At 29.6% G+C, this 24146-nt stretch carries 20 protein-coding genes; 7 read left to right on the plus strand and 13 right to left on the minus strand.

Going from position 1 to position 24146, the window contains the following annotated elements:
- Window positions 1–325 precede the first annotated feature (325 nt).
- Entirely contained in the window at window positions 326–592 is a 267-nt protein-coding gene (locus tag A9G45_RS05450) for a GrxA family glutaredoxin (RefSeq protein ID WP_065568466.1), read from the plus strand.
- Between the two features lie 54 nt (window positions 593–646).
- Here the strand turns inward: A9G45_RS05450 and tsaB are convergent, their stop codons facing one another.
- The 4 genes from tsaB to A9G45_RS05470 all read right to left on the minus strand — a co-directional run bounded on the left by tsaB (window position 647) and on the right by A9G45_RS05470 (window position 5456).
- Window positions 647–1327, minus strand: coding sequence for a tRNA (adenosine(37)-N6)-threonylcarbamoyltransferase complex dimerization subunit type 1 TsaB (gene tsaB, locus A9G45_RS05455; protein ID WP_065568467.1), 681 nt, complete (start codon window positions 1325–1327; stop codon window positions 647–649).
- Window positions 1328–1343: 16 nt separating this feature from the next.
- Window positions 1344–3260 (minus strand): ATP-dependent DNA helicase, encoded by a 1917-nt coding sequence (locus A9G45_RS05460; RefSeq protein WP_065568468.1) that lies wholly within the window; start codon window positions 3258–3260, stop codon window positions 1344–1346.
- Between the two features lie 232 nt (window positions 3261–3492).
- A complete protein-coding gene (locus A9G45_RS05465; protein ID WP_176701658.1) occupies window positions 3493–4467 on the minus strand; it encodes a glycosyltransferase family 8 protein in 975 nt (324 codons plus the stop codon).
- An 11-nt stretch (window positions 4468–4478) separates the two neighbouring features.
- Complete coding sequence (locus tag A9G45_RS05470) at window positions 4479–5456, minus strand: glycosyltransferase family 8 protein (RefSeq protein ID WP_065568470.1); 978 nt, start codon at window positions 5454–5456, stop codon at window positions 4479–4481.
- Window positions 5457–5603: 147 nt separating this feature from the next.
- Here A9G45_RS05470 and A9G45_RS05475 point away from each other — a divergent pair, with 147 nt between their 5' ends.
- On the plus strand, window positions 5604–6557 hold the full coding sequence (locus A9G45_RS05475) for a glycosyltransferase family 8 protein (protein ID WP_065568471.1): 954 nt from the start codon (window positions 5604–5606) through the stop codon (window positions 6555–6557).
- A 798-nt stretch (window positions 6558–7355) separates the two neighbouring features.
- Window positions 7356–7484 carry a hypothetical protein gene (locus tag A9G45_RS14715; protein ID WP_255307128.1) on the plus strand — a complete coding sequence of 43 codons (129 nt, stop codon included), beginning with the start codon at window positions 7356–7358 and terminating at the stop codon, window positions 7482–7484.
- Window positions 7485–8741: 1257 nt separating this feature from the next.
- Here A9G45_RS14715 and A9G45_RS05480 read toward each other — a convergent pair.
- Complete coding sequence (locus tag A9G45_RS05480) at window positions 8742–9710, minus strand: glycosyltransferase family 8 protein (protein WP_065566939.1); 969 nt, start codon at window positions 9708–9710, stop codon at window positions 8742–8744.
- Between the two features lie 182 nt (window positions 9711–9892).
- Here A9G45_RS05480 and A9G45_RS13775 point away from each other — a divergent pair, with 182 nt between their 5' ends.
- From A9G45_RS13775 to A9G45_RS05490, 3 genes are read left to right on the plus strand one after another with little or no spacing between them, the layout of a single operon-like run.
- Window positions 9893–10126, plus strand: coding sequence for a glycosyltransferase (locus A9G45_RS13775; RefSeq protein ID WP_081297832.1), 234 nt, complete (start codon window positions 9893–9895; stop codon window positions 10124–10126).
- Window positions 10127–10130: 4 nt separating this feature from the next.
- The gene (locus A9G45_RS05485) at window positions 10131–10898 is read left to right on the plus strand and encodes a glycosyltransferase family 8 protein (RefSeq protein ID WP_176701617.1); all 768 of its coding nucleotides are present in this window, start codon (window positions 10131–10133) and stop codon (window positions 10896–10898) included.
- The gene (locus A9G45_RS05490; RefSeq protein ID WP_065566938.1) at window positions 10888–11955 is read left to right on the plus strand and encodes a glycosyltransferase family 2 protein; all 1068 of its coding nucleotides are present in this window, start codon (window positions 10888–10890) and stop codon (window positions 11953–11955) included. The genes A9G45_RS05485 and A9G45_RS05490 overlap by 11 nt, the downstream gene beginning before the upstream one ends.
- Before the next feature lie 33 nt (window positions 11956–11988).
- On the opposite strand, the gene msbA (A9G45_RS05495) is transcribed toward A9G45_RS05490, so the two are convergent.
- The gene (gene msbA, locus A9G45_RS05495) at window positions 11989–13758 is read right to left on the minus strand and encodes a lipid A ABC transporter ATP-binding protein/permease MsbA (protein ID WP_218057040.1); all 1770 of its coding nucleotides are present in this window, start codon (window positions 13756–13758) and stop codon (window positions 11989–11991) included.
- A 14-nt stretch (window positions 13759–13772) separates the two neighbouring features.
- Window positions 13773–15509, minus strand: a complete 1737-nt coding sequence (gene msbA / locus A9G45_RS05500) for a lipid A export permease/ATP-binding protein MsbA (protein WP_065566937.1) — start codon at window positions 15507–15509, stop codon at window positions 13773–13775.
- Window positions 15510–15727: 218 nt separating this feature from the next.
- Between msbA (A9G45_RS05500) and A9G45_RS05505 the strand changes: the two genes are divergently transcribed.
- Complete coding sequence (locus A9G45_RS05505; protein ID WP_065566936.1) at window positions 15728–16738, plus strand: glycosyltransferase; 1011 nt, start codon at window positions 15728–15730, stop codon at window positions 16736–16738.
- Window positions 16739–16758: 20 nt separating this feature from the next.
- On the opposite strand, the gene A9G45_RS05510 is transcribed toward A9G45_RS05505, so the two are convergent.
- The 6 genes from A9G45_RS05510 to A9G45_RS05535 are packed head-to-tail and all read right to left on the minus strand — an operon-like array spanning window position 16759 to window position 24062.
- Window positions 16759–17760, minus strand: coding sequence for a hypothetical protein (locus tag A9G45_RS05510; RefSeq protein ID WP_065566935.1), 1002 nt, complete (start codon window positions 17758–17760; stop codon window positions 16759–16761).
- Window positions 17760–18632, minus strand: a complete 873-nt coding sequence (rfbD, locus tag A9G45_RS05515; protein WP_065566934.1) for a dTDP-4-dehydrorhamnose reductase — start codon at window positions 18630–18632, stop codon at window positions 17760–17762. Before rfbD ends, A9G45_RS05510 begins: the two co-directional genes overlap by 1 nt.
- 7 nt (window positions 18633–18639) lie before the next feature.
- Entirely contained in the window at window positions 18640–19170 is a 531-nt protein-coding gene (gene rfbC, locus A9G45_RS05520; RefSeq protein ID WP_065566933.1) for a dTDP-4-dehydrorhamnose 3,5-epimerase, read from the minus strand.
- Between the two features lie 8 nt (window positions 19171–19178).
- Entirely contained in the window at window positions 19179–20045 is an 867-nt protein-coding gene (rfbA, locus tag A9G45_RS05525) for a glucose-1-phosphate thymidylyltransferase RfbA (RefSeq protein ID WP_065566932.1), read from the minus strand.
- Between the two features lie 9 nt (window positions 20046–20054).
- Window positions 20055–21119 (minus strand): dTDP-glucose 4,6-dehydratase, encoded by a 1065-nt coding sequence (rfbB, locus tag A9G45_RS05530; RefSeq protein ID WP_065566931.1) that lies wholly within the window; start codon window positions 21117–21119, stop codon window positions 20055–20057.
- A 60-nt stretch (window positions 21120–21179) separates the two neighbouring features.
- The gene (locus A9G45_RS05535) at window positions 21180–24062 is read right to left on the minus strand and encodes a rhamnan synthesis F family protein (protein ID WP_081297835.1); all 2883 of its coding nucleotides are present in this window, start codon (window positions 24060–24062) and stop codon (window positions 21180–21182) included.
- Between the last annotated feature and the right edge of the window lie 84 nt (window positions 24063–24146).

The raw sequence follows: 24146 nt of genomic DNA on the forward strand, positions 1-24146 counted from the left end.
CAAACTTATAATATATTATAGAATATCAAATAACATTAACTTTATTTTAAAGGAATAATACGTTTTGTTGCTAACTTTTTTGTAAAGTTTTGTTAAGAATGGTATATGATGAATTTCAAAATCCGCCTAAATTTTTTTAATAATAAATCTAAATTACTAAAAAATAATCAAGCAGATTGGAACGATCTAATATAAAACCTGATTCGCTTCCCAAGTCCGCAACCAATAGATATAATCTATTTAACTAACAATATTTAACTGCTTTTTTTCTTCAATAAGTGAAGTATATTAGGCTTATATTTAAAACAAAAGATAAAGGTGAAAAATGTATACTGTAATTTTTGGTCGCCAGGGATGTCCTTATTGTGTTCGTGCTAAAGAACTAGCTGAAAAACTTTCTCAAGAACGTGATGATTTTTCTTATCGTTATGTTGATATTAATGTTGAAGGTATTACTAAAGAAGATCTATCTAAAAGTGTTGGTAAACCTGTTGAAACAGTGCCACAAATATTTATTGATGAAAAACCAATTGGTGGTTGCACCGACTTTGAAGCCTATGCTAAAGAACATTTGGGCTTATTTAAAGAGTAATCAAAATTATCAAGAACTAAGCCACCTTTAGGTGGCTTGTTTAAATAGTCATTATTATCGACCAGGTAGTTTTTTCCATGTAACTTCGTTACGTAAATAAGTTGGTTCTACATCTTCAACATTAATTATTTCGCTTTTTTGCCATTTATTCTTAGCAAGAACAACAAGATCTTGTGCATGAGGCAATAGAATATCGCTTTGTTTTATATTATTCATCATATTAGGATAAGTTTGCCAACCAGTGCCGGCACAATAGCTATCATTAAGAATATGATCTACTTTTTCTATTACTTTTTCAGGTGCAATAACACATTCTGGAATAACCTCGTGCCATTGTTCGTTGCTATAATGATACTGTCCTAAGTAAACTTCATTCATTCTAGCATCAATAGCTGCTATGACATTTGTTGCATTTTGTGTACGATATACCCCTTGCGCCAAAGTCATCAATGTAGATACCCCTATCATAGGTTTATCAATGCCTAAAGCTAAACCTTGCGCAACACCAATGCCAATTCTAACCCCTGTAAAACTACCAGGCCCTTGTCCAAAAGCAATTGCATCAACTTGAGAAAGAGAACAATCTGATTGTTTAAGGAGCTTATCAACCATTGGCAATATTTGTTTAGTGTGATCGCGAGCAGATACAACAAAATCATGAGTGATTTCGTTATGGTAAAATAAAGCGACAGAACAAGCTTCTGTTGAGGTATCAATAGCTAAGATGGTATTCATTTTTTTCCAAAATAATTTAATTTTTATAAGACTGTTTAGATAACAAGAAATTAATAACTTTATTTATATCCCGTGTTCTTGGCGATGGCGGCAAACTATTAATAAATGTTGCACCGTAAGGCCTCATAACCAAACGATTATCACAAATAATAACCGCACCACGGTCGTTGTGATGACGAATTAATCGTCCGACACCTTGTTTTAAAGTAATAACCGCTTCGGGTAATTGTACATCATAAAATGCATCACCTCCCTGCATTTGACAATCTTCCATGCGAGCTTTAATTAAAGGATCGTCTGGAGAGGTAAATGGTAATTTGTCTATAATAACACATGACAATGTATCCCCTCTAACATCAATGCCTTCCCAAAAGCTGCTTGTTGCAATTAATAAGGCATTACCGCTATGAATAAACTGCTCAAGTAATTTAACTTTACTTGTTTCACCTTGAACTAACACCGGTAATTTTGTTAACTCTCGAAACTGTTTAGCTAAGGCGTTCATCATCGCATAAGAAGTACATAAGAAAAAACAACGACCATTATTTGCTTCAATAACCGGCAGTAAAATATCAACCAATTTTTCAGCATTTCCCTTTTCATTTGGCGATGGGATATAACGAGGGACACACATAACAGTTTGATGCAAATAATCAAATGGACTTTCTAAAATAAGTGAATCAGCATTCGTTAATCCTAAACGTTTAGTAAAATAATCTAATTGGTTATTGACTGATAGCGTTGCTGAAGTAAAAATCCAACTACCTTTTCGTTCTGTTAATAATTCAGTGAATTTATCCGCTACGGATAATGGCGTTAACGCAAAAACAAAATAGTTATAGCTACTTTCATACCAATAACTAAAGCCAGTTACATTTGTTTCCTGCAACCGTTTTAAAAGTGTATTATATTGGTTAATTCGTTCCAAACAGTTATCTAATGTTGAAGAACGCCCTACAGCCAATAGTAAGACCTCATGACAAAAACTTAGAGCGTCTAAAAGATAAGTTAACTCTTTTTTTATCGCTTCTTGATTAAATAAAAAACGTAAATTACCTTTTGGCGATTGTTGATTGATCGCAATGCGTAAATCTTGAGTACATTTTTGTAGTTTGTCTGCACATTGTTGTAATTGTGACATATCTTTAACCTCAGTACGATAACAGAGGTTAATTTCTTTGGACAGATCAAATAGTTGCCTGCTACTTAGTTGTTGCCCAAAATAATGGCAAGCGAGATCAGGGAGCTGATGTGCTTCATCGAAAATCATTACATCAGCTTTAGGGATAAGCTCACCAAAACCTGAGTCCTTTACCACCACATCAGCTAAAAATAAATGGTGATTAACAACGACAATATCTGCATTTAATGCTCGCTTACGTGCTTTAACCACATAACAATCGTTATAATGTTCACAATCACTACCCAAACAATTATCATTCGTACTGGTTAATATCGGCCAAATTGGATTGTCTTCCGTAACAGTTGTACATTTGCTAATATCACCATCTTTAGTTTTGATTGACCAATTTTTTACACGCGCTAAATCAACACGTAAATCTTTATCAAGATCTCCCGCTGCGGCGTATTGATGATATAACCGCTCTAAACAAAGATAATTAGAGCGGCCTTTAAGTAAGGTTATCTTTCCAGAATAATTCAATGCTTTTTTGATAATTGGCAAATCTTTACTAAATAATTGCTCTTGTAAATTTTTAGAGCCAGTTGAAAGTATTACTTTTTTATCACTACGCAATGCGGGTACCAGATAAGCAAAGGTTTTACCAGTACCTGTTCCCGCTTCAACGACAAGTGAATGTTGTTTTTTTATTGATTCTGAGACTTTACTTGCCATGTTTCGTTGTGGCTCTCTTGCCACAAACCCATCAATAGCTTGAGCAAGCAAACCATTTTCTGAAAAATCATCAATCACTTAAAAGACACCTAATAAAAAGATAAATTCAATACAACAAAGTCGGTCGACTACGAGTTTTAATAGTTGGCATATAATACATCAGTGACCTAATCCCAAACAGATATAATAGCCTGTTAAGTGAATTATTAGCATTATATTCTATATAAAGAATCTACCCTTACATTTATTTCTAACAACTAATAGTAAATTAGGTTACATAGCATTCAGAGCTAAATACTAATGCCGTAAACTATTTCGTAAATTTAGTCCTTAAATAAATTAAATAGTGTTTTACTGATGCTAAATATTTTTTTTGTTTAAACATCAACCGAGAATAAGCTCGTATTGAGGAGGTTTTTTTGTCGTTATATAAAATTAAAGAATCATTCTTCCACGGAGATTTTTCTAAATAAAGATCATATAACTTAGAACGATAAGGCTGATGCCAAGGTTTGTTCTTAGTAATGTAATGAATTAACACAGTATCCTCAGGAACACTAGAGTCCTCATTACCATTGATTGACAATGCTAACAAATTATTATACTTCTTTGCTAATATAATTCTTTTTTCGCCTACTACTATATTTAATACATCTTGGTCAGGATAATGATATTTTTCGCCACTATTTAATAACTTCAATGTTTTTGAAGTAATATTTTCCTGATACCAAAGTGGTATATTAATTAACATCACACCAGAATTAAAATACGTCCCATAGGTTACGTGATATTTTGCGCATTGCGAATCCTGCATATATGGTTCATCAGCAACAGCCGCAACAATAGCATTATTTAGAGAAATTTCATTAATAAAATCAAATTTTTTTAGACAAAGCGTATCGCTATCAACATAGAGTAATTTTTTAGTGACATCCTTTAAAATCATAGGCGCAATTAAGCGAACGCATGCCGCAATAGGAAACAGCTCTGTATTTTTTTGATCAATTTTAAATTGTTCATTAATAACATATTCAGTTATAGATGTATTATGGGATTTAATGGCAGCAAATTTTTTTCTATTATTATCAGAAACATTATGGGTAAAAATATGGAAATGAATCTGTTGTTCATTATTATTTTCAATTATTGAAATAATATCTACACCTGCTGATAAAGCATAATTGTCATCGAAACACAAAAGAATATGTAATATACTTTCGTTATCCAAAAACTCGCATGAGAGTAAAAAATTCTTTTTATTAATAAATTTATCAACGTCAACCACAGAGTTACCCCTTAACGTTTTTTGCAAGTTTTATGCTTCAAATAAATCAAATAATATTTGAATGCAGCAAAATATTTATGCTGACTAGCTAATAATTTTGCATACCGTCTAGTGGTTGATGGTGCGTTTTCATTGGCTAACGATAATTTATCTTTTGCCCATGGAGATAATTCGATATAACGTCGATAAAGTGGAGTGATATAAAGCTGGTACCACGGTTTATTACCTGTGACATAATGGATAATTGCGCTATCATTGCTAATAAGGTTATCTTCTCCCCCTCCCACAGTAAGTGAAGTGAGTCGATTGAAACGCCTAGGTAAAAATACTGTTTTACCTTGCATTAAAATATTTAAAACATCTTGATCCGCAAACTTGTATACTTTACCACTGTTAATCATTGCAAAGGCTTTTTCGGTAAGATTATTTTGCACCCACATATCCGTATTAATATAAATCATTCCAGCATTAAAGTATTCACCATGAGGAATATCGCAGGCAAGACATTGTTTTTCTTGCGTCTTATCAACATCAGGAACTACTGCTGAATATTTATTAGTTAAATCGGTATTAATTAATTCATTGAGGTTATCGGTACATAACACATCACAATCTAAATATAAAACTCGAGAAGTAACTTTATTTAGCATTTGTGGAACAATAAATCGTAAGCAAGTTGATGCTGAAACATGTAAAACTAATGTATCGGGATTTATTGAAAAATTATCACTAATTTCATAACAAATTATACTAATATTTTCTTTACTTAATTGATTAAATATTATAATTTTCTCATTAGAAACATTATTAGCAAATAAATGGAACACAAGATTTTTATCAGGATTATTTAAGATTACTGAAGACATAGCAATACCTGCCGGCATTGCATAATTATCATCAAAGCAAAATGCTATATGTAAGGTATTTAATGATTCTATAGTATTATTAAATAATGTCCTAATTTTGCTAATAAAAAGATTTTCTGCCATTTTGCGCCAATTTTTAGACAATGTTAAAAATTAATCTATTATAACATATATTAAATTAAACAATGAAGTAATAATCAATTTTATGTTGACATATTGATTTGGTAATGACTAAATAGCGTGGTTGATTTTTTTTAAAGAGTACTAGAAATGAATAACAGAATTAACATTGCATATTGTACTGATTCAAATTATATTGAGCATGTAGGTGTGTCGATTACCTCTATTATGCTTAATAATATGCATAATAATATTCATTTTCATATTTTTTTATACGATGTATCTCCCAAAGACCAACAAAAATTACAAAAAATTAGCCCATTAATTAATATCTATATTATTCCTTTTGAAGAGCTAGCTAAATATAAAGATCATAAGAGCAATAAAATAACTCATATTAACCGCTCAATGTATATTAGATTATCGGTTCCAAGACTATTATATGGCAAAATTGATAAATTTATTTACTTAGATGCAGATACCCTATGTTTTTCTGACATATCACCGATTTTAAATATTAATATAGATTCGGTTATTTGTGCTGTGACGCCTGACTCATTAGATAAACAAAATATGTTAAAAAATAAAGAAAGACTTGAACTTACTTCGGAAAGTTATTTTAACTCGGGTTTTTTATATATTAATATTAATAATTGGATGGGCTTTGATACAGAAAATAAAGCAAATAAAATACTACTATCTGCAAAAAAAGAACGTTTAATTTACCCAGATCAAGATGTACTAAATATAGTTCTACAAAATCAAGTCTTATATATAGATCCTAATTGGAATTACTTATTTACTTGGATGGATGATAAACAAAAGGAAACTTTTTTTTATAATAAAAAATCTTTACCCTATATTATTCATTTTACTGGTCCTAGGAAAATGTGGTACACCGAAAATGAAGGTCTTGCACAAAATTTATACACATATTATAAGCATTTTACCCCTTGGGCAAATAGCCCACTAAAATCATATCAGAACAAAATGAGGCCAGTCGATTATAGAGTTTTTTCTGCACAATTTTTTAGGAAAGGTTCAATTTTAAAAGGAGTAAAATTTTACGTGGCTTACTTAATTAAAAAATTAGTACATAAATAGATTTGTGGGGAATGGATAATGGTTCTATCTAATGCTAAAAATAAAAAATTTAAATATTTCAATTTTAACTAAACATTTTGATTGCCGCATACTTTGCAATTGCTTTGATCGTCTTTTATGCTGTAACTATCTATAATTTAAATAGTTTTAGTTATGCGTTTCAAAATTTCTTTAAAAATGGCTTTAGAAAATAATACAAACCAAAGTGATATAATGATAAAAAATGAACTTATCACAATCATATTACCTTCTTTATTCTTTTCATTAATTTATACTTATTTATATAATAATATCTTTAAAAAATAAAATATTATATTGATCTATAATTTTTACGTATTGTTTTTTCTTGTTTAAAATACTACAAATTACTATTTATCAAACAAAAGACATATTATTGAATTTCAAGTCAATCCGTTCTTTTTTAAATAAATCTATACGAGAAAAATATCTGGTAGTGATTGGCAACCCCACCATGCGATTAACCGATCATCTAGGATTTACAGAAAAATATGATCCCCATAAAAAAATGAAAAAATACCACCTCAATGATATAACTAGCAATCATAAGGGACACATTATGTGTCAAAGATTCAGTGCATAGTTCAAACAACTATCGGTTGATTGTGCATTATCTAATGCGCATTTTTCATTGGCTGACACCGCTAACTATTTAGGTATTAATAAATCAACACTGGATAAATGGCTTAAGCAACTTAATCCTAACAAAACCAGTAAACGTGAACTAACTTGTGAGCGACAAAAAATGATTGCGCTAAAAAAGAACACAAAGCACTAAAAGTGGCCAATGAAATTGTAAAAAAGGCGCATGTATCTTTATCAACCATCCAAGCCGGTGAAGTACCAATATACGAAGAAACATTTGTTACCATGCCCATTACCGCTAATCTACCGTCAGTTAAAAGTTAGCGTATCAGGTTATTCTGTTTGGCTAAAGCGTGAACCAAATCAAATGAGCTATTTGAGAATATCAAAGCACTTTATTCGCAACATGAAGCCCGTTTAGATGCACCAAGCTTAGTACATAATACAGGAACAAGGGCTAAGATGTATCATACAGAAAGGTTAGCTGAGCATGATAAAAACAAGTCAGAAAAACCATTGATTTTATTAATTTTTTTGTAGCGTAATAAAAAATAATCACATTAATCCTTTTGCTACAAACCTATTATTATGATGTGCTGACTAATACATGAAGTATATTGATAAATATTTAGTTTGTAACTCGCTCAAAAATGCTTTATTTTGTCGTCAATTTCCTTAAGGGGTATTACTATCTAGTGACCAAGAAAACCAATCTTACAGCGCAGATTTTAAGCGGTTAGTGTTACAACATAGAATGAACTAAAGCATGAGCCGAGCAGGCAATTGTTAGGATAATGCCGTTGCTGAAAGTTTTTTCATACGTGAAAAAACACATTATTCATGATAACAAAATACGGGAAGAAGCCAATAAAAAGCTATTTGAATATATTGAAACCGATTATAATCGAGTTTGCCTACACTCAACTTATTTAGGTATCGCCTGAACAATATAAAAAGCAGTATTATCTTAATAACGCATTTATAGAGGTGAGCACTATCTAATATTTTAGTAAGACTCATGTTTAAGATAATGAAAAGAACTTTATAGTTATCTATTTAGCTGGAAGCCATAAACCTTAAAAACTTGGTTATGACGAGTTAAATATTTTAATTTTATCCAATAGTAATGAATATGGTTTAACTATTCATCATGTAAACAATAGTCTACAACAAATTTATATGATTTTGAAAGAAAAATTGGATAACTTTATTCTAATTTATACTCCTTATCGCGGAGAAATTGTTAATCTAGGGCATGGCCTGTTAAGACAACAACAAGAATTTAATAATCATTTTTAAATCCTTTTGATGATATACTCAACTTATGACAACTACCCATACCTAGAAACTGAAAACTATCGTAACCAGATAAAATAATAAACACACCTAATCTTGTTTACTTATTAAGTAAACTATTCGGCTACTCCGTTAACATAGATCAATCTTTTATTTAAAACGATTTTATACTATCAGTGAATGGACAATCATATGAGTATCAAACTTTCATAAAACAATATCAGCACTGATATTGTTTTTATCTCTTTTTTTTGGAGTAATACTAGATTTAGTATGTCTAAGAAATCATGTCAATTTCTTAGACAAATAAAACGAATAAAACTTCAGAGCAGTGATAATTTTTCCTTTTTTCAAACAATATTTGGCGTAATTACGTAACCACGATTTTTTTAAAGATAAAGGTCGTTTTGTTGCTTTCCAAGGTGATAGATCAAAATATTTTTTGAACAACTGAGAATCAAACGTTTGATACCATGGTTTATATCCAGTTACATAATGCAATAATACTGTATAGGGTGCTATCAACTGTTCTTCTTTGCAAGAAGTGGTTATATGAATTTTTGTATTATATTTAATCGGCAGAAGGCAGGTTTTATTTTCTAATAAAATATTTAAAACATCTTGATCAGCAAACCGATAAATATTTCCATCATTTATCATATTCATACACAAAGATGTCATATTGTTCATGTCCCATTGTTGAGTATTTATTAGCAAAACACCAGCATTAAAATATCTGTCAACGTTTATTTGGTATAAATCTTTTATAGTATTCCTCATCACACTATCATCAGGTATTACGCCAGCGACATAATTTTCTAGTACTGAATTATATAGTTTACTGATTGATTTTAGGCATAAAATATCACTATCAAGATATAAAAACTTGTCGGTTTGCTTTTTTAAAACATCGGGAATAATAAACCTAACACATGACATAGCAGATAAATAACCTAAAACTAATGTTTCCGAATTAATCTGAAAGTTACTATTTAAGTAATATATTTTTATCGTGCAATTACTACTTACTAATTGCTTAAAATTTTTCAAATTATTGGGAGATATGTTATCTACAAATAGGTGAAAGCATAAACATGCATCTGGGTTATTATAAATAACAGAAGAAATTGTCACTCCAGCAGGCATTGCGTAGTTATCATCAAATGCTAATGCAATATGCATTATATCTGATCTTTGCTGATTTGATTTTGAAAAGTTTTGTACTTTACTAATATAAATTTGTTGATTAGGCATTTGCTATTTTTTTATTTAAATAATTTTTTCCATTCTAAATAAAACATATTTATGTGTAAATTTATTTTTTTAAATTTTTTAATAGGTTAAACACTATATCATTTACCAAAATTATTTGATCTATATTTTGACGATAATTGAATATATAATTGAATACACATTTTATAATTAAAATAATTTTCATGTTGAACGTTAACAAATTTATTGATCAAATTTCCCCTCTTATTAATAATAGCAACCCACAATACTCAACACTCAATATTGCTCTAGGTTTCGACGACAATTACGCAATGCCTGCCGGTGTTGCAATGTTATCAGTAATAAAAAACACGCCAAATTATAATCTTCATTTTCATTTATTTATTGATAATGTCTCTGATAAAAATATTGAAAAAATTCAAAAAACTAAGCTGTAGTAATGTGTCGATTACGCTTTATTATTTGAATAATAATTTTATTATAAATCCTAAAACACTTGTTTTACATATAACTAATGTATCAACTTGTATTCGTTTTATCATGCCCAATTTACTTTCCTCAATAACTGATAAATTAATTTACCTTGATAGTGATGTAATATGTTTACAATCATTAGCACAAATATTTGAGTACAATATTGAAGATTATATTGCTGGCGTAGTAAGCGATACAAAAGATATGCAACAAACAATAAGTAAAATGTATAACATTGATTCAAAAAGATATTTTAATGCAGGCGTTCTTTTGATAAACACAAAAAAATGGTGTGATGAAAATATTTCTGAAAAGGCGCTAGAATTGATCAATAATGGAAATATATATAAATTTGCGGATCAAGATGTTTTAAACATTTTGCTTGAAAATAAAACACGTTTGTTACCTATAAAATTTAATACTAAAATAAAAATTTCTACTGACGCTCATCAGGAAAAAAATATTAAACCTTATACAGTAATTTTACATTATATTTCACAAAATAAACCTTGGTTTAAAGTATACCTTTCTAAAATATTTGAATATTATTTTCAACTCTCTCCATGGAAAGACGATGAGTTACCATTAAGTGGTAATAGTTCTTCAATTAGAAACTATGCTAAATATCTAATGAAACAAGGATCTTATTGCAAATCTATTTATTACTATGGCATCTATTTAAAATATAAGTTATTTCTAAAAAATAGCCATGGGAAAATACTATATGACAAATAAAATAACTGATATTTCTATAATTATCCCTTGTTATAATGTAGAGGACTACATTGCTGATTGCTTGAACTCTCTCATAAATCAAAGTTGTTTACCGAAAGAGATTATTTGTATTGATGATGGTTCAACCGATAACACGTTATTAATCCTTCAACAATATGCATTAAAATTGAGCTACATAAAGATTGTTCAACAATCTAACCTTGGTGTAAGCGTAGCTAGAAATAAAGGAATTGAGATAGCATCAGGCAATTATATTCTTTTTATTGATTCTGATGATATTATAAACATAAATCTATTTGATGAGTTTGCAACAATATTAAATATAGAGCCAAATTTAGATTTTTTTTATTTTGACTATACCTCTTTTCAAGACAGTAAGGCACATCTTAAATCAAGTCAATTCTCGCCTACCAAACCAAAGTTTTTTAAGTCAGGGTTAGATTTATTCAGTTATTTATTAGAAAAAAAGAATTATTCTGGTGTCGTATGGAGATATATATTTAATCAAAAATTATTTAATGAAAAATTCATTGGAAAAAATCATGAGGATCATCTTGTCTCTCTCTCTATTATATCGAAAGCAAAAGCCACATATTATTTAAAAAATAAAGATGCATATTTCCACCGTGTTCGATCTTCCTCATTATCAATGCAAAATATTGACTATTTATATACCTATACATTAAAAAATGTCTTAAATAAATGTATTACAAATATCATTGAATTGCCTTTATCAGAAATAGCTAAACGTAATTATATTTTAGTAATGAATGCAACCTATTTAGAATCAGTATTAAAGTCAAATAAATTACAATCAAAAAAAGAAAAAGAAAGTCTTATTCAAGAATTGGGACTACTAAAGCTACTAATACGAATTTACATCGACAATAAACCTAATATTTTTAGAAATATTCCTTATATTTTAAAATTTATAAAAAATTATCCTTGCCCAATGTCAACCAAACAAGCATTGCTAAAATGCGTAATAACTAAACAACATCCTTGTTTAAATATTAAAAGTAAATTCAAACAATATTCTTCATTAAATAAATTTTAAACTGTAATATAATCATTTAAATATGCAATATCTTCAATCATTAAAATTGCTTTTATACAGTTTTGCATAAATGCCATCTTTATTTAATAAATCTGAATGAGAACCTTTTTCAATAATTTTTCCTTCATTCATAACTAATATTTCATCTGCATTTTCAATAGTTGATAACCGATGAGCGATAACGATAGATGTTCGCCCCCTTTGTAGTTCTTCTAAGGCTTTTTGTATTGCTCGTTCTGACTCCGTATCTAGGGCTGATGTAGCTTCATCTAAAATAAGAATTGGCGTATCTCGTAATAAAGCTCTTGCTATTGCAATACGTTGGCGTTGACCTCCAGATAATAATACTCCACTCTCTCCGACTATAGTGTCAAATCCCTTCTCTAATCCTTTTATAAAATCATAGGCATAAGCTTTTTTAGCCGCTTCTTCTATTTGATCTTGAGAATATTCGCCTACTCTCCCATAAGCAATATTATTAGCCACAGTGTCATTAAATAGATGAACATTTTGCGATACTAGTCCAATTTGATTACGCAAGCTATATAAAGTTAAGTCTTGAATATCATAATTATCGATTAAAATTTCACCTTCTTTTGCATCATAAAACCGCGTGAGTAGACTTGCAATCGTCGTTTTCCCTGATCCAGATCGTCCAACCAAAGCAATAGTTTTATATGGCTCTACAACAAAACTTATATCTTGTAAAGCTGGCTCTTGTCTAGTTTCATAAGTAAAATTAACATGCTTAAATTCAATATTCCCTTTGACGCGATCAATATTAATTTTCCCATTATCTTTCTCGATTGGTTGCTCGAAAATAGCAAACAACGTTTGACAAGCAGCCATCCCTTTTTGGAACTCAGCATTAACACTAGTTAAGCTTTTTATTGGTTGCATTAACGCAACAAGCGAAGAAAAAACAACAGTAAATTGTCCCGGAGTAATATTAAGATCAGGGTTACTAGCCATTAATAGCACAAAAGCAATAGCAAATGAGATTATCAATTGCACAATAGGTGTTGATAGAGCAGAAATAGAAACAAGCCGCATGGAATCACGCCTAAATTTATTACTTACATTATCAAAGTGTCTTGACTCCTCATCTTGAGCTCCAAAGAGAATAATTTCGCGATGCCCCTTTAACATTTGCTCAACTGACATAGTAACATTACCCATTGAGTTCTGCATATTTTTAGCTAATTTTCTAAACTTTATAGAAATAAAAGTAATTAAACCGATAACAACAGGTGTAATGATGATCAACGACAAAGATAGCTGCCAGCTATTGGTAAACATGGTATAAAACAAACCACAAATAAATGCAGATTCACGTACTATCGTTATTAATGCATCAGATGATGAAGATGCAACTTGATCGGTATCATAAGTAATTCGCGATAATAATCTTCCCGTAGAGTTTTGATCATAATAACTTACTGGAGCATCAACAAAATGATTAAAAAGGCGTTGCCGAATTTTAAGGACAACTTTAGTTGAAATTAACGATAAAAAGAAAGCATATCCATAATTTGCAACACCTCGCAATAAAACTAATCCTAAGATATATAAAGGTGCCATCATTAAAAAATGCTGATCATTTTCCACAAATCCTTTATCAAGCAATGGTTGCAATAAAGCGATAAGAGAAGTATCTGCAAAAGCGCTAAGGATAAGTAATATAACAGATACAAAAAGAATAAATTTGTGTTTAACAATATAAGGCCATAGTTTCGAAAAAGTTCGCCAAGTTGAAGAATCTCGATCAATGTTATTGATTGATTGATTATTATCTTTTTTCATAATGTATCTTTTAGTTAAGTATTAAATTGTAATCGATGCATTTTGGCATAAAGACCATTTTGTGATAATAAGGTTTTATGAGTGCCTTCCTCAATTACTCGGCCTTTATCAATAACTAAAATACGATCTGCTCGTTCAATTGTTGATAATCGATGTGCAATAATAATAGAAGTACGGTTTTTTTGTAAATGTTCTATTGCTTTTTGAACTAATCGCTCTGACTCATTATCTAAAGCTGATGTCGCTTCATCCAAAATCAAAATTGGATTATCACGCAGTAATACTCTAGCAATGGCGATTCGTTGACGTTGCCCACCTGACAATAAGACACCATTATCACCAATTTCAGTATCCAAACCATGTTCTAATTTTTCAATAAATTCCATAGCATTGGCTTGTTTAGCTGCATTTATAATATCTTGTTGGCTATATCTATCTTTTGCACCATAAGCGATATTATCAGCTATCGTTCCATTAAATAAATGGACTTGCTGAGAAATATAGCCAATTTGATTACGTAATGATTTAAGAGTGTACTTTTTAATATCTATAGAATCCAATAATATTTCACCTATTGAAACATCATAAAATCTTGGTAACAAGCTAGCTATAGTTGATTTGCCAGCCCCTGAGCGTCCCACTAGAGCAACAGTTTCACCTTCTTTAATTTTAAAACTAATATTATTTAAAGATGGGGATGAATTAGTTGGATAAGTATAAGTAACTTTTTCAAATTCAATACGGCCTTTTGCTCTTTTTAATTCAATAGTACCATTATCCTCTTCTACAGCCGAATTTAGAAGGCCAAAAAGCGACTCACAAGCAACAGAGCCTTTTTGTAATTCAAGATGCACACTTGTTAACTCTCTTAAAGGACGCATTACTGCGACCATAGCTGAAAAAACGACAGTGAATGACCCTGGTGTAATATCTAGTGTTTGACTAGCAACAAGAAATAATATAAGTCCTAAAGCCAATGTTGCTACTAATTGAATTATTGGTGTAGATAACCCAGAAACTAGAACAATTTTTAAAATACTTTGCCTAAAAATTTTATTAATTGAATAAAAATTATCTTTTTCATATTTTTGAGCATTAAAAACCAAAATTTCTTTATGTCCTTTTAGCATTTCATCAGCCGCTATTGTAATATTTCCAATACCTTTTTGCATGGAGACAAGCGTATGTCGAAATTTTTTTGCTATAAATTGAGCAATAAAAATGACTAATGGCACGACAACAATTAAAACAGAAGCAAGCTTCCAATTCCCATAAAACATTACTGCACATAAACCAATAGCATAAGCTATTTCTCTAACTAATATAATAAGTGCATCTGATGATGCTTTTGATAATAACTGAGTATTATAGGTTATTACCGTAACCAATTCTCCAACAGGATTTTTGTCGAGAAAGCTAACGGGACTTTTTACTAAATGGTCGAATATTAATTGCCGAAATTTAGTCACTACTTTCCCCGATAACCAAGATAGGCAATAAGTAGAACAATAATTTGATAAGCCACGTAACGCAATTAGCCCAATAATACCAATTGAAAAAAGAATCAATAGTTCATAATTTTTATTCATCAATCCATTGTCTAATAAAGGTTTTGTTAATGAAATTAAAGTTGCATCCGTTGCAGCATTGAATAAAAGGGCTATAATTGCAACAATTAGTGCCTTTTTATGTGGGTAAATAAACGGCCATAATTGTTTTATGGTTTTTAATGAGCTATATTTATTTGACATAAGGAAGAAAAAAGTTAATTGGGTATTGGATTATACTATATATCAGCTTAGATTTTAAAATTTTATTACAATTCTTTTTCAACTAGAAAAAATTTATTTTATATATATAATGATAAATTCTTGAAAAAGCTTTAATTCTCTAGTTTATTAAAATATTCTTATTTTAATAATAAACAATAACTGAATTTATTCAGGAATGACGCAATAGGAAATAAGCAATGTATTTCAATTCAGATAATATTATAAAGAGAAAAATAAGATTTACAGTCAGTGATAACATTAAACCATTAAACATTGCATATGGAATTGATAAAAATTTTTTCTTAGGTTGCGCAATTTCAATTACGTCTATTTTATTAACCAATACTAATTTAGGTGTTAGTTTCCATATATTTACAAATTACACTAGCGATGATATTGAAAACAAATTAGAAGAGCTTGCAAATAAATATAATACAAATATAACAATTTATTTAGTGGATGACCATAATTTATCTAACCTGCCTACAACTAAAAATTGGACAATTGCAACCTATTTTAGATTTATAGTAGCTGATTATTTTTATAAAAAAACAGATAAAATTCTTTATCTGGATGCTGACATTATATGCAAAGGATCTTTACAAGAATTGGTTACATTACAGTTTGACAATAATATTGCTTATGTAGTGACAGAAAAAGATCCAATATGGTGGAAAAAATGTGCAATTCGACTCAATGAGCATAAATTATCATCAGGTTATTTTAATGCGGGATTCCTACTGATTAATCTCGAAAAATGGAAAGAATTTAATATAAATGTAAAAGCTTTAAACTTACTTTCCGATTCAGATCTATCAAAAAATTTTACCCATTTAGATCAAGATGTATTAAATCTATTATTACGAGAAAAAGTTAAATACCTTGATAGGAAATATAACCAACAAGTGAGTATTAATTACGAATTAAAATACAAAACAAAATTAAAAAGCTATACCTCTATTACCGATAAGACAATATTGATCCATTATATTGGTCCATCAAAGCCTTGGCATAAATGGGCTAAAGAATACGATTGCTCTAAGTATTTCCTTGAAGCTAAGTCAAGCTCTCCTTGGAAACTGACCCCTTTATTACCACCAACAACATCTAAGCAAATAAGGTATTGTGCAAAACATAGATTACACCAAAAAAAAATATTTTCAGGTTTAATTTGTTATCTACTGTATTTTTTAAAAAAAATACAGTAGATAACAAAAAAATAATAGTATTATATAAAAGCTTTTCTAATAGTATTTAACATTACATCTGCACTATACTCATACAGAATCTCTAAAGGAACAGGTGAAAATTCAGACGCCAAAAACTCGCCGATATTGGCGATATTTTGATAATCGAGAATAAAAATTTGCTCGGGTGAATAAAAATCATATTTCTTTATAGAGCTATTCGTGGTAATTAATTTTTTATTAAATAAAATAGCTTCAATAGCTCTTAAAGTCACTCCAGTTTGACCAATTTGCCCAATTTCTAAAATTATATCACTATTTTTTACTCTTTCTATATTGTCAAAATAACTGATTTTATTTCCTAATTTATAATGGTCGGATTTGTTCATAGAAAAAGCAATTTGATTTGAGCTATAATCAATTAAATTAAAGTCTGTTTTATAACCATTTTTATGCAATATAGGTGCAATATTATTAATAATCCTCACCCTATCGTCCCTATATTCACCTATAAAAAAACAAATTTTCATACTATTACCGAAATGATTTGGCTCATACCTTAATTTTTGCATTTCTGAATAAGTGAACGGTAAAAATTGGTTTAAATATGTAAAGCTATATTTACGACAATCCTCAAAATCAAAACTATAAATCTTATCAAAATGTGGAGTAATTTTATCTATATAATCTTCATGTTGACAAAGCCATTTTTTTTGATTTTTCATACTGTTGTTTAACGTTTCAATGGTATCGCGCAATACTAGAATTCGATGGCATTGAAGATTTTTAACCAAGTCAATAAATCCAGAAACAGCAAAGCCACTACATAATAAAATGTCATCGGTCTTTAATGCCCTTAATTTCATAAATTGATGAAACTTAATAAACCACTGCCTAGGGAGTTTCTTTCTTTCTAATATAAAATTAATATCCCTAAAATGCTTCATTAATTTATTAAAAAGCACAACGTCATATTCATATTTTAAAATACCCACCATATATTTTTCATAATCAGCATTCCATTCAGCAAAATAAACAGTCATCACATAACCTGAATAGATTTAATTTTAGAAATACAAGAAATTAATTGTTCTCTCCAATTTGAGCCAGATAAATCATATTTTTTCAATTTTTCCATGCTCATGACCGAATATAGTGGTCTTTTAGCTTTAGTAGGAAAAGATATAGAATTGATTGGGTAAACATCAGGCACCTGAAGCAATAACTTTTGTTTTAATGCTACATCAAATATCTCTTTCGCAAATAAAAACCATGATATAGATTTATCTCCACAATAATGATAAATGCCTCCGTCGGCATTTTTTTTAATTAATTTAATAACTACTTTAGCAATATCTCCTGCATAAGTTGGGTTGCCAATCTGATCATCCACAACAGACAGCTTTGTATTTTCACTCGCTAACTTCAACATAGTTTTAACAAAGTTATTACCGTACTCGCTAAATACCCAAGAAGTTCTAATAATAATCGCTGATGAATTATTAGCTAAAATAGCGAGTTCACCTTTGCGTTTTGTTTCCCCATATACATTAATCGGATTAGTTTTATCATTTTCCTCGTAAGGATAATTTTTGGTCCCATCAAATACATAATCGGTTGAAATATGAACTAGTTTTGCATTGCATTTTTTAGCAACAATAGCCAAATTTTCAGAAGCAACAACATTAACCTGATAAGCTAAATTATAATCATCTTCTGCTTTGTCAACTGCTGTAAAAGCTGCTGCATTAACAATACAATCAGGTTTATACGTAGAGATATAATCCTCAACAGCTAAGTTATCAGTTATATCCAATACCTTACGATCAGTAGCAAATAACTCCCAATCTTTAGGAAATATATTTTTAAAACAGTGCCCCAATTGACCATTGGCTCCAGTTAATAAAACTTTCATTAGCTATTTATAACTCCTTTAAAGTTTTACCTAATTTGTCTTTATCGGATAATATAGGATTTGATATTGGCCAACTTATATTTACAGTTGGGTCATTCCAAAATAAACATTCTTCAGATGACGGATCATAATAACTGGTACATTTATATTCAAAATCAGCTATATCTGACATTACCAAAAAACCATGTGCTAGACCTGGAGGTATCCATAATTGAGTTTTATTATCTTCCGATAAAATCACACCTACCCATTTTCCATAAGTTGGCGAGTCTTTACGGATGTCGACAGCCACATCAAATACTTCACCTCGAACAACTCTAACAAGCTTTCCCTGAGGGTTTTCTTTTTGAAAATGCAGACCTCTTAACACCCCTTTTTGTGAACGAGAGTGGTTATCTTGTACAAAGTTAAGTTCAATCCCTAACATTTTTTGATAACGCTTCTGCACAAAGGTTTCTAAAAAAAACCCCCTGTGATCACCAAAAACTGTAGGTTGAACTATTTTTACATCAAGAATATCTGTTTGGATCACTTTCATTATAATACCTATGACTCAATTAACTTAGCTAAATACTTTCCATATAATGTTTTGCCTAAATTAGCTGACTCCTTACGCACTTGCTCCATACTTAACCAATTATTTCTGAATGCGATTTCTTCTAAACAAGCTACTTTTAAACCTTGTCTTTTCTCTATAACTTGAACAAATGATGAGGCTTCAAGTAAGCTATCATGAGTTCCAGTATCTAGCCACGCAAAACCTCTACCAAGTATCTCAACATTTAGTAATCCCGCATCTAAATACATCTGATTAAGAGTGGTTATTTCTAGCTCTCCTCTTTTTGATGGCTTAACTTTTTTGGCCATTTCGACGACATTTTCATCATAAAAATACAAACCTGTAACGGCCCAATCAGATTTTGGTTTAATGGGTTTTTCTTCAATGGAAAGCGCTTTAAAGTTTTTATCAAAATCAACCACACCAAAACGTTCTGGATCCATTACCCGATAACCGAAAATAGTTGCACCTTCTTTTTGAGCCACAACTTTTTCTAGTTTTTTCCCAAAACTTTCACCAAAAAATAAATTATCACCTAAAATTAGAGCACAACGTTGCTTTTGAATAAACTCTTCGCCAATTAAGAAAGCTTGAGCTAAACCTTCAGGTTTTGGTTGTTCCGCGTAACTAAGCTTAATTCCAAATCGTGAGCCATCCCCTAATAATCGTTGAAACATGGGTAAATCATCTGGCGTTGTAATAATTAAAATATCGCGAATTCCAGACAACATAAGCACAGATAACGGATAATATATCATTGGTTTATCATAAATTGGTAATAACTGTTTCGAGATACCTCTCGTTATTGGGTAAAGACGGGTTCCTGAACCACCTGCAAGCACAATTCCTTTCATAAATATACCTTATTTAATAATATTTTGCTTGGTTCGTATATATGAGCCATCCTTAATATGCTCACACCAACTTTTGTTATTCAGATACCAATTTACAGTCTTACGCATTCCACTTTCAAATGTTTCTTGTGGTTTCCAACCTAAATCTTTAAAAATTTTGGAAGCGTCAATAGCATAACGTTGATCATGCCCAGGGCGATCTGTAACATAAGTAATAAGTTCCTTATAAGAATTAATACCATTTGGTTTATTTGGAGCTAATTCCTCAAGTAATTCACACACCATATTTACAACATCAATATTTTTTTGTTCATTGTGCCCACCAATATTATAAGTCTTACCTACTTTTGCTTTAGTTGCAACAAGATAAAGTGCTCTTGCATGATCTTCGACATATAACCAGTCTCTAATTTGTTGACCATTACCATATACTGGCAACGGCTTACCTGCAAGAGCATTAAGTATCATTAATGGGATTAGTTTTTCTGGGAAATGGTACGGACCATAGTTATTTGAGCAATTAGTGATAACTGTAGGAAAACCAAAGGTTCTATGCCATGCACGGACTAAATGATCACTTGAAGCTTTCGATGCCGAATATGGGCTACTTGGCGAATAAGGTGTTTTTTCAGTAAATAAATCATTCGTTCCATGCAGATCACCATACACTTCATCAGTTGAAATATGATGAAAACGGAATGTAGATTGCTTGGTTGTGTCTAGTGTTTTCCAATAAGTTAAAGATGCTTCTAATAAAGTATAAGTACCTATTATATTGGTTTCTATAAATGCAGAAGGGTTATCAATAGAACGATCAACGTGGCTTTCAGCAGCTAAATGCATAATAATATCTGGTCTAAAATCAGTGATTATGGAATCAAGTAATTTTCGGTCACAAATATCAATTTGCTTAAAATGCAATCTTTCGTTTTTAGATATTTCATCTAATGATTCCAAATTCCCTGCATAAGTCAATTTATCAATGACTAAAACTTCATTTTCTGTTTGATTAATAATATGCCTAACGACAGCGGAACCGATAAAACCAGCACCACCAGTAACAATAACTTTCATTGAGCTTCTCTTTAACTTATTGTTTAATTATAAAATATTAATAATATTTAACTTTTGAAACTAACTTGGATATTTTGTATAAACACAACCTTTATACCCATTTTGCTCACATATAAATACAGGTAAACGTTCAATAGCATGAGCAATAGTTCCCCCAACACCTATAGGTTCATTAGGGAAATCCTCATAAGATAAATTTAAAAAAAATAACTGTTCCAAAGCCTTTGGACGGTACCAAAACATAGTTCCTGCAGCAAATAACACATCATTTAAGCACATTTCTGTTGAAAACCCCATCTTATAAATTAGCTGATCTACTAATTTTTGCTCATTATAATTACCAGCTAAAGAAATATTATTTTGAATATGTCCATGTTTCAACACACTATAGAAATCATTAACAACAACACCCACACTTTGATTTTGTTCAAAAATATTAAAAATATCAATTACACTTTCTTTCTTGATCAAATTAGAAAAAAGGTAATTACGCCATGAAGATGAATATGATAAATGTGGGCTTTTTTTAGAATGAATATGACAAAATAAATCATACTTATCTTGATACCTTTTTGTTTCGATTAGCCATGGGGCTACATCTCGGCCTCGATTTGGTACTAAAATAATACTCAGCATATTTAAATTTTTTACTACTTTTCTATTAAATAAATTAATTAATAAATCTCTTTTCTTTTCATCAGCAATAGTTAATATTAAATCGAATGAAACTGGAAAATCATGTAAATACTTTAATATTTCTTCTGAAATATCAACATGATAAAGATGACAGTGAATTCCTACTTTTTTATTAAATAATAATGATAACTTATGCTTCGGAATATATCTTTTTTCCGGATTAATGAATCCAGTTGCAGAAAATACATTATCAAATTGATGATTTTCCATAACTAATTGATATTGTATAGATTTAGTTTTATAAAAAGAAGTAGTTCCTTGATAAAATACATGCCTTAATTGATTCATTTCACAATAAGGAGATTTTTGCCAAGAAAAATCAAAAAGCTTAGCAAATGCAGATAGATCAGTTATATCCCAAAAACTCACATATGAACCAAATACATTAATAAATTGAGTTAAATAGTCTTTAATCTCATTTTTGATTACCAACAAATCGTTTTGAAATTTTTCATTCTCTAAAAGTAATTTAGAAGGCGAAAACAAAGAACACATTAGTATTTTTAAAGAAGTTGAATCACTTATAGTTGGTGAAATACAAAATGACTTAACGTTGCCATTAATTTTTTGGAGATTATCATTTCCATTAAAAGAATAAATTTGATCAAATAAAATATGAGTAATATTTGTTAATACTCCTGATAATAATTCATCATGTTCTAAATTGAAAACAACGCCTCTTTTTCCTATATTTTCTTTTACTTCTTGTCCAAGATAATCCACTAAGTTATTTTTCAACTTAATTAGATATTGATTAAGAATTAAACTAAAACGTTTTAAAATATCAATGCATTTTTCTTTGTTGTCAAAAAATAAAAGCTCTCTCTCTTCTTCAGATAATAAATTAAGTAACTTTTTAAGTAATGACTTGTCTAGAATAACGTCTTCAAGCATGTTACGAAATTTATAGTGTTCATTATCACAATCATCAATACTTTCTATAAATCTTATAAAATCTTCATATTTGAATATATGATAGATTCGTTTTGAAATGAGCAGGCTTTGGCTCGGTAATTTTTCATTCAATAACTTATCTTTCAGAAAATTATAAGCAAACTCAATTAGACATTCATTACTAGAAGCAAAATAAATTTTATCATAATTATTTTGAATTTCATTATTTTGCAGAATTTTTAATGCTATATATGATACAATTGGAGATAACAGTAATCTAGATAAACAACTAATATCAGAAAAAACATTAGGTTTTTTAGGCATTTGATAATGGTCAGCGAATATTCTATTAAAACTAAATCCAATTAACAACCTTTGACCTAAATCGAAATTCGCATATTCAGAAAGAATCTCTTTATAGATTGATCGTTCTGATATTAAAATATTTTTTACATAAGGATAATAGATTGCAGTAATATTTTTTTCAATTGGCTGTAAATAATCAGAATTATAATTACCACCTATGTGAAAAATAGCTGATGGTTCAATGTTCTCATTACTAATCACATCGTTGAATAATTCACCATTATCTTTTTTCTTATTATAACTAATCGGAGTATATATTTTTTCAATTTTACAAAACCCATTCTTATGCAAAACTGAAAGTAAAAAATCCTCAGGTAAGTATGTATCTGATACAGCTATGATTTTTTTATTATTTTTAACCGCTATATCATATAAATACATAAAATCTTTTCTAACTGTAAGTAATTTACTCTCAATTTCTAATTCTTCTTGTTGAAGTAATAATTTTGTTTTTTCATCAAGAGAAAGTTTTTTTGCAATGAAATTGTATATATCTGATAACGATACATTTTGATGAACAAATTGATCAATTGCTAATAATCTAGCATTACACAAATCGATATTATACTTTTTCTTTACTGTGTGAAATAACAGATGTAATACATCCTTTGATTCTAAAGATGGGCGAATTAATAGATTATCGAAAACACCGAAACTTATGATTTTTATTGTTTCACATTCAATTATTTTACTGATATTTTCAATAGTAATAGGTAATGAATCTTTTAAAGCCTCATATTGATTACTTAATTCACTTTTCCCTGAAAGCATTTTTTCTCTGGTTGATAGTTCTTTTATTATTTTTAATCTCTTTGAAGCGATCTTAAACCCCAATAAACGAAATATTCTACGTTTATTTGTTTTCTCTATAATAAAAAAGCCATGCAAAAATTCTCGCTTATTTATGAATATCAACCTTTTGTAAATTGTAACTCCAAATAATCTAACCTTTACTTTGGATTTATCTTTTATCTTCTCTAATAGCATATTTTATTAACTTATAACTCATTTAATATTAAAATTTAAAAGCTTAAAATTAATAATAATTATATTAATTATTAATCTGTAATG

The sequence above is a fragment of the Gilliamella sp. HK2 genome (genome assembly GCF_001690265.1).
In the GTDB taxonomy this organism is placed as follows: Bacteria; Pseudomonadota; Gammaproteobacteria; order Enterobacterales; family Orbaceae; genus Gilliamella; species Gilliamella apicola_C.

Excerpts from the sequence above, each read along its gene's own strand:
- A9G45_RS05450 (WP_065568466.1), top strand. The coding sequence starts at position 326 with ATGTATACTGTAATTTTTGGTCGCCAGGGATGTCCTTATTGTGTTCGT.
- tsaB (WP_065568467.1), bottom strand. The coding sequence starts at position 1,327 with ATGAATACCATCTTAGCTATTGATACCTCAACAGAAGCTTGTTCTGTC.
- A9G45_RS05470 (WP_065568470.1), bottom strand. The coding sequence starts at position 5,456 with ATGGCAGAAAATCTTTTTATTAGCAAAATTAGGACATTATTTAATAAT.
- A9G45_RS05475 (WP_065568471.1), top strand. The coding sequence starts at position 5,604 with ATGAATAACAGAATTAACATTGCATATTGTACTGATTCAAATTATATT.
- A9G45_RS05480 (WP_065566939.1), bottom strand. The coding sequence starts at position 9,710 with ATGCCTAATCAACAAATTTATATTAGTAAAGTACAAAACTTTTCAAAA.
- A9G45_RS13775 (WP_081297832.1), top strand. The coding sequence starts at position 9,893 with ATGTTGAACGTTAACAAATTTATTGATCAAATTTCCCCTCTTATTAAT.
- A9G45_RS05490 (WP_065566938.1), top strand. The coding sequence starts at position 10,888 with ATGACAAATAAAATAACTGATATTTCTATAATTATCCCTTGTTATAAT.
- msbA (WP_218057040.1), bottom strand. The coding sequence starts at position 13,758 with ATGAAAAAAGATAATAATCAATCAATCAATAACATTGATCGAGATTCT.
- msbA (WP_065566937.1), bottom strand. The coding sequence starts at position 15,509 with ATGTCAAATAAATATAGCTCATTAAAAACCATAAAACAATTATGGCCG.
- A9G45_RS05505 (WP_065566936.1), top strand. The coding sequence starts at position 15,728 with ATGTATTTCAATTCAGATAATATTATAAAGAGAAAAATAAGATTTACA.
- A9G45_RS05510 (WP_065566935.1), bottom strand. The coding sequence starts at position 17,760 with ATGACTGTTTATTTTGCTGAATGGAATGCTGATTATGAAAAATATATG.
- rfbD (WP_065566934.1), bottom strand. The coding sequence starts at position 18,632 with ATGAAAGTTTTATTAACTGGAGCCAATGGTCAATTGGGGCACTGTTTT.
- rfbC (WP_065566933.1), bottom strand. The coding sequence starts at position 19,170 with ATGAAAGTGATCCAAACAGATATTCTTGATGTAAAAATAGTTCAACCT.
- rfbA (WP_065566932.1), bottom strand. The coding sequence starts at position 20,045 with ATGAAAGGAATTGTGCTTGCAGGTGGTTCAGGAACCCGTCTTTACCCA.
- rfbB (WP_065566931.1), bottom strand. The coding sequence starts at position 21,119 with ATGAAAGTTATTGTTACTGGTGGTGCTGGTTTTATCGGTTCCGCTGTC.
- A9G45_RS05535 (WP_081297835.1), bottom strand. The coding sequence starts at position 24,062 with ATGCTATTAGAGAAGATAAAAGATAAATCCAAAGTAAAGGTTAGATTA.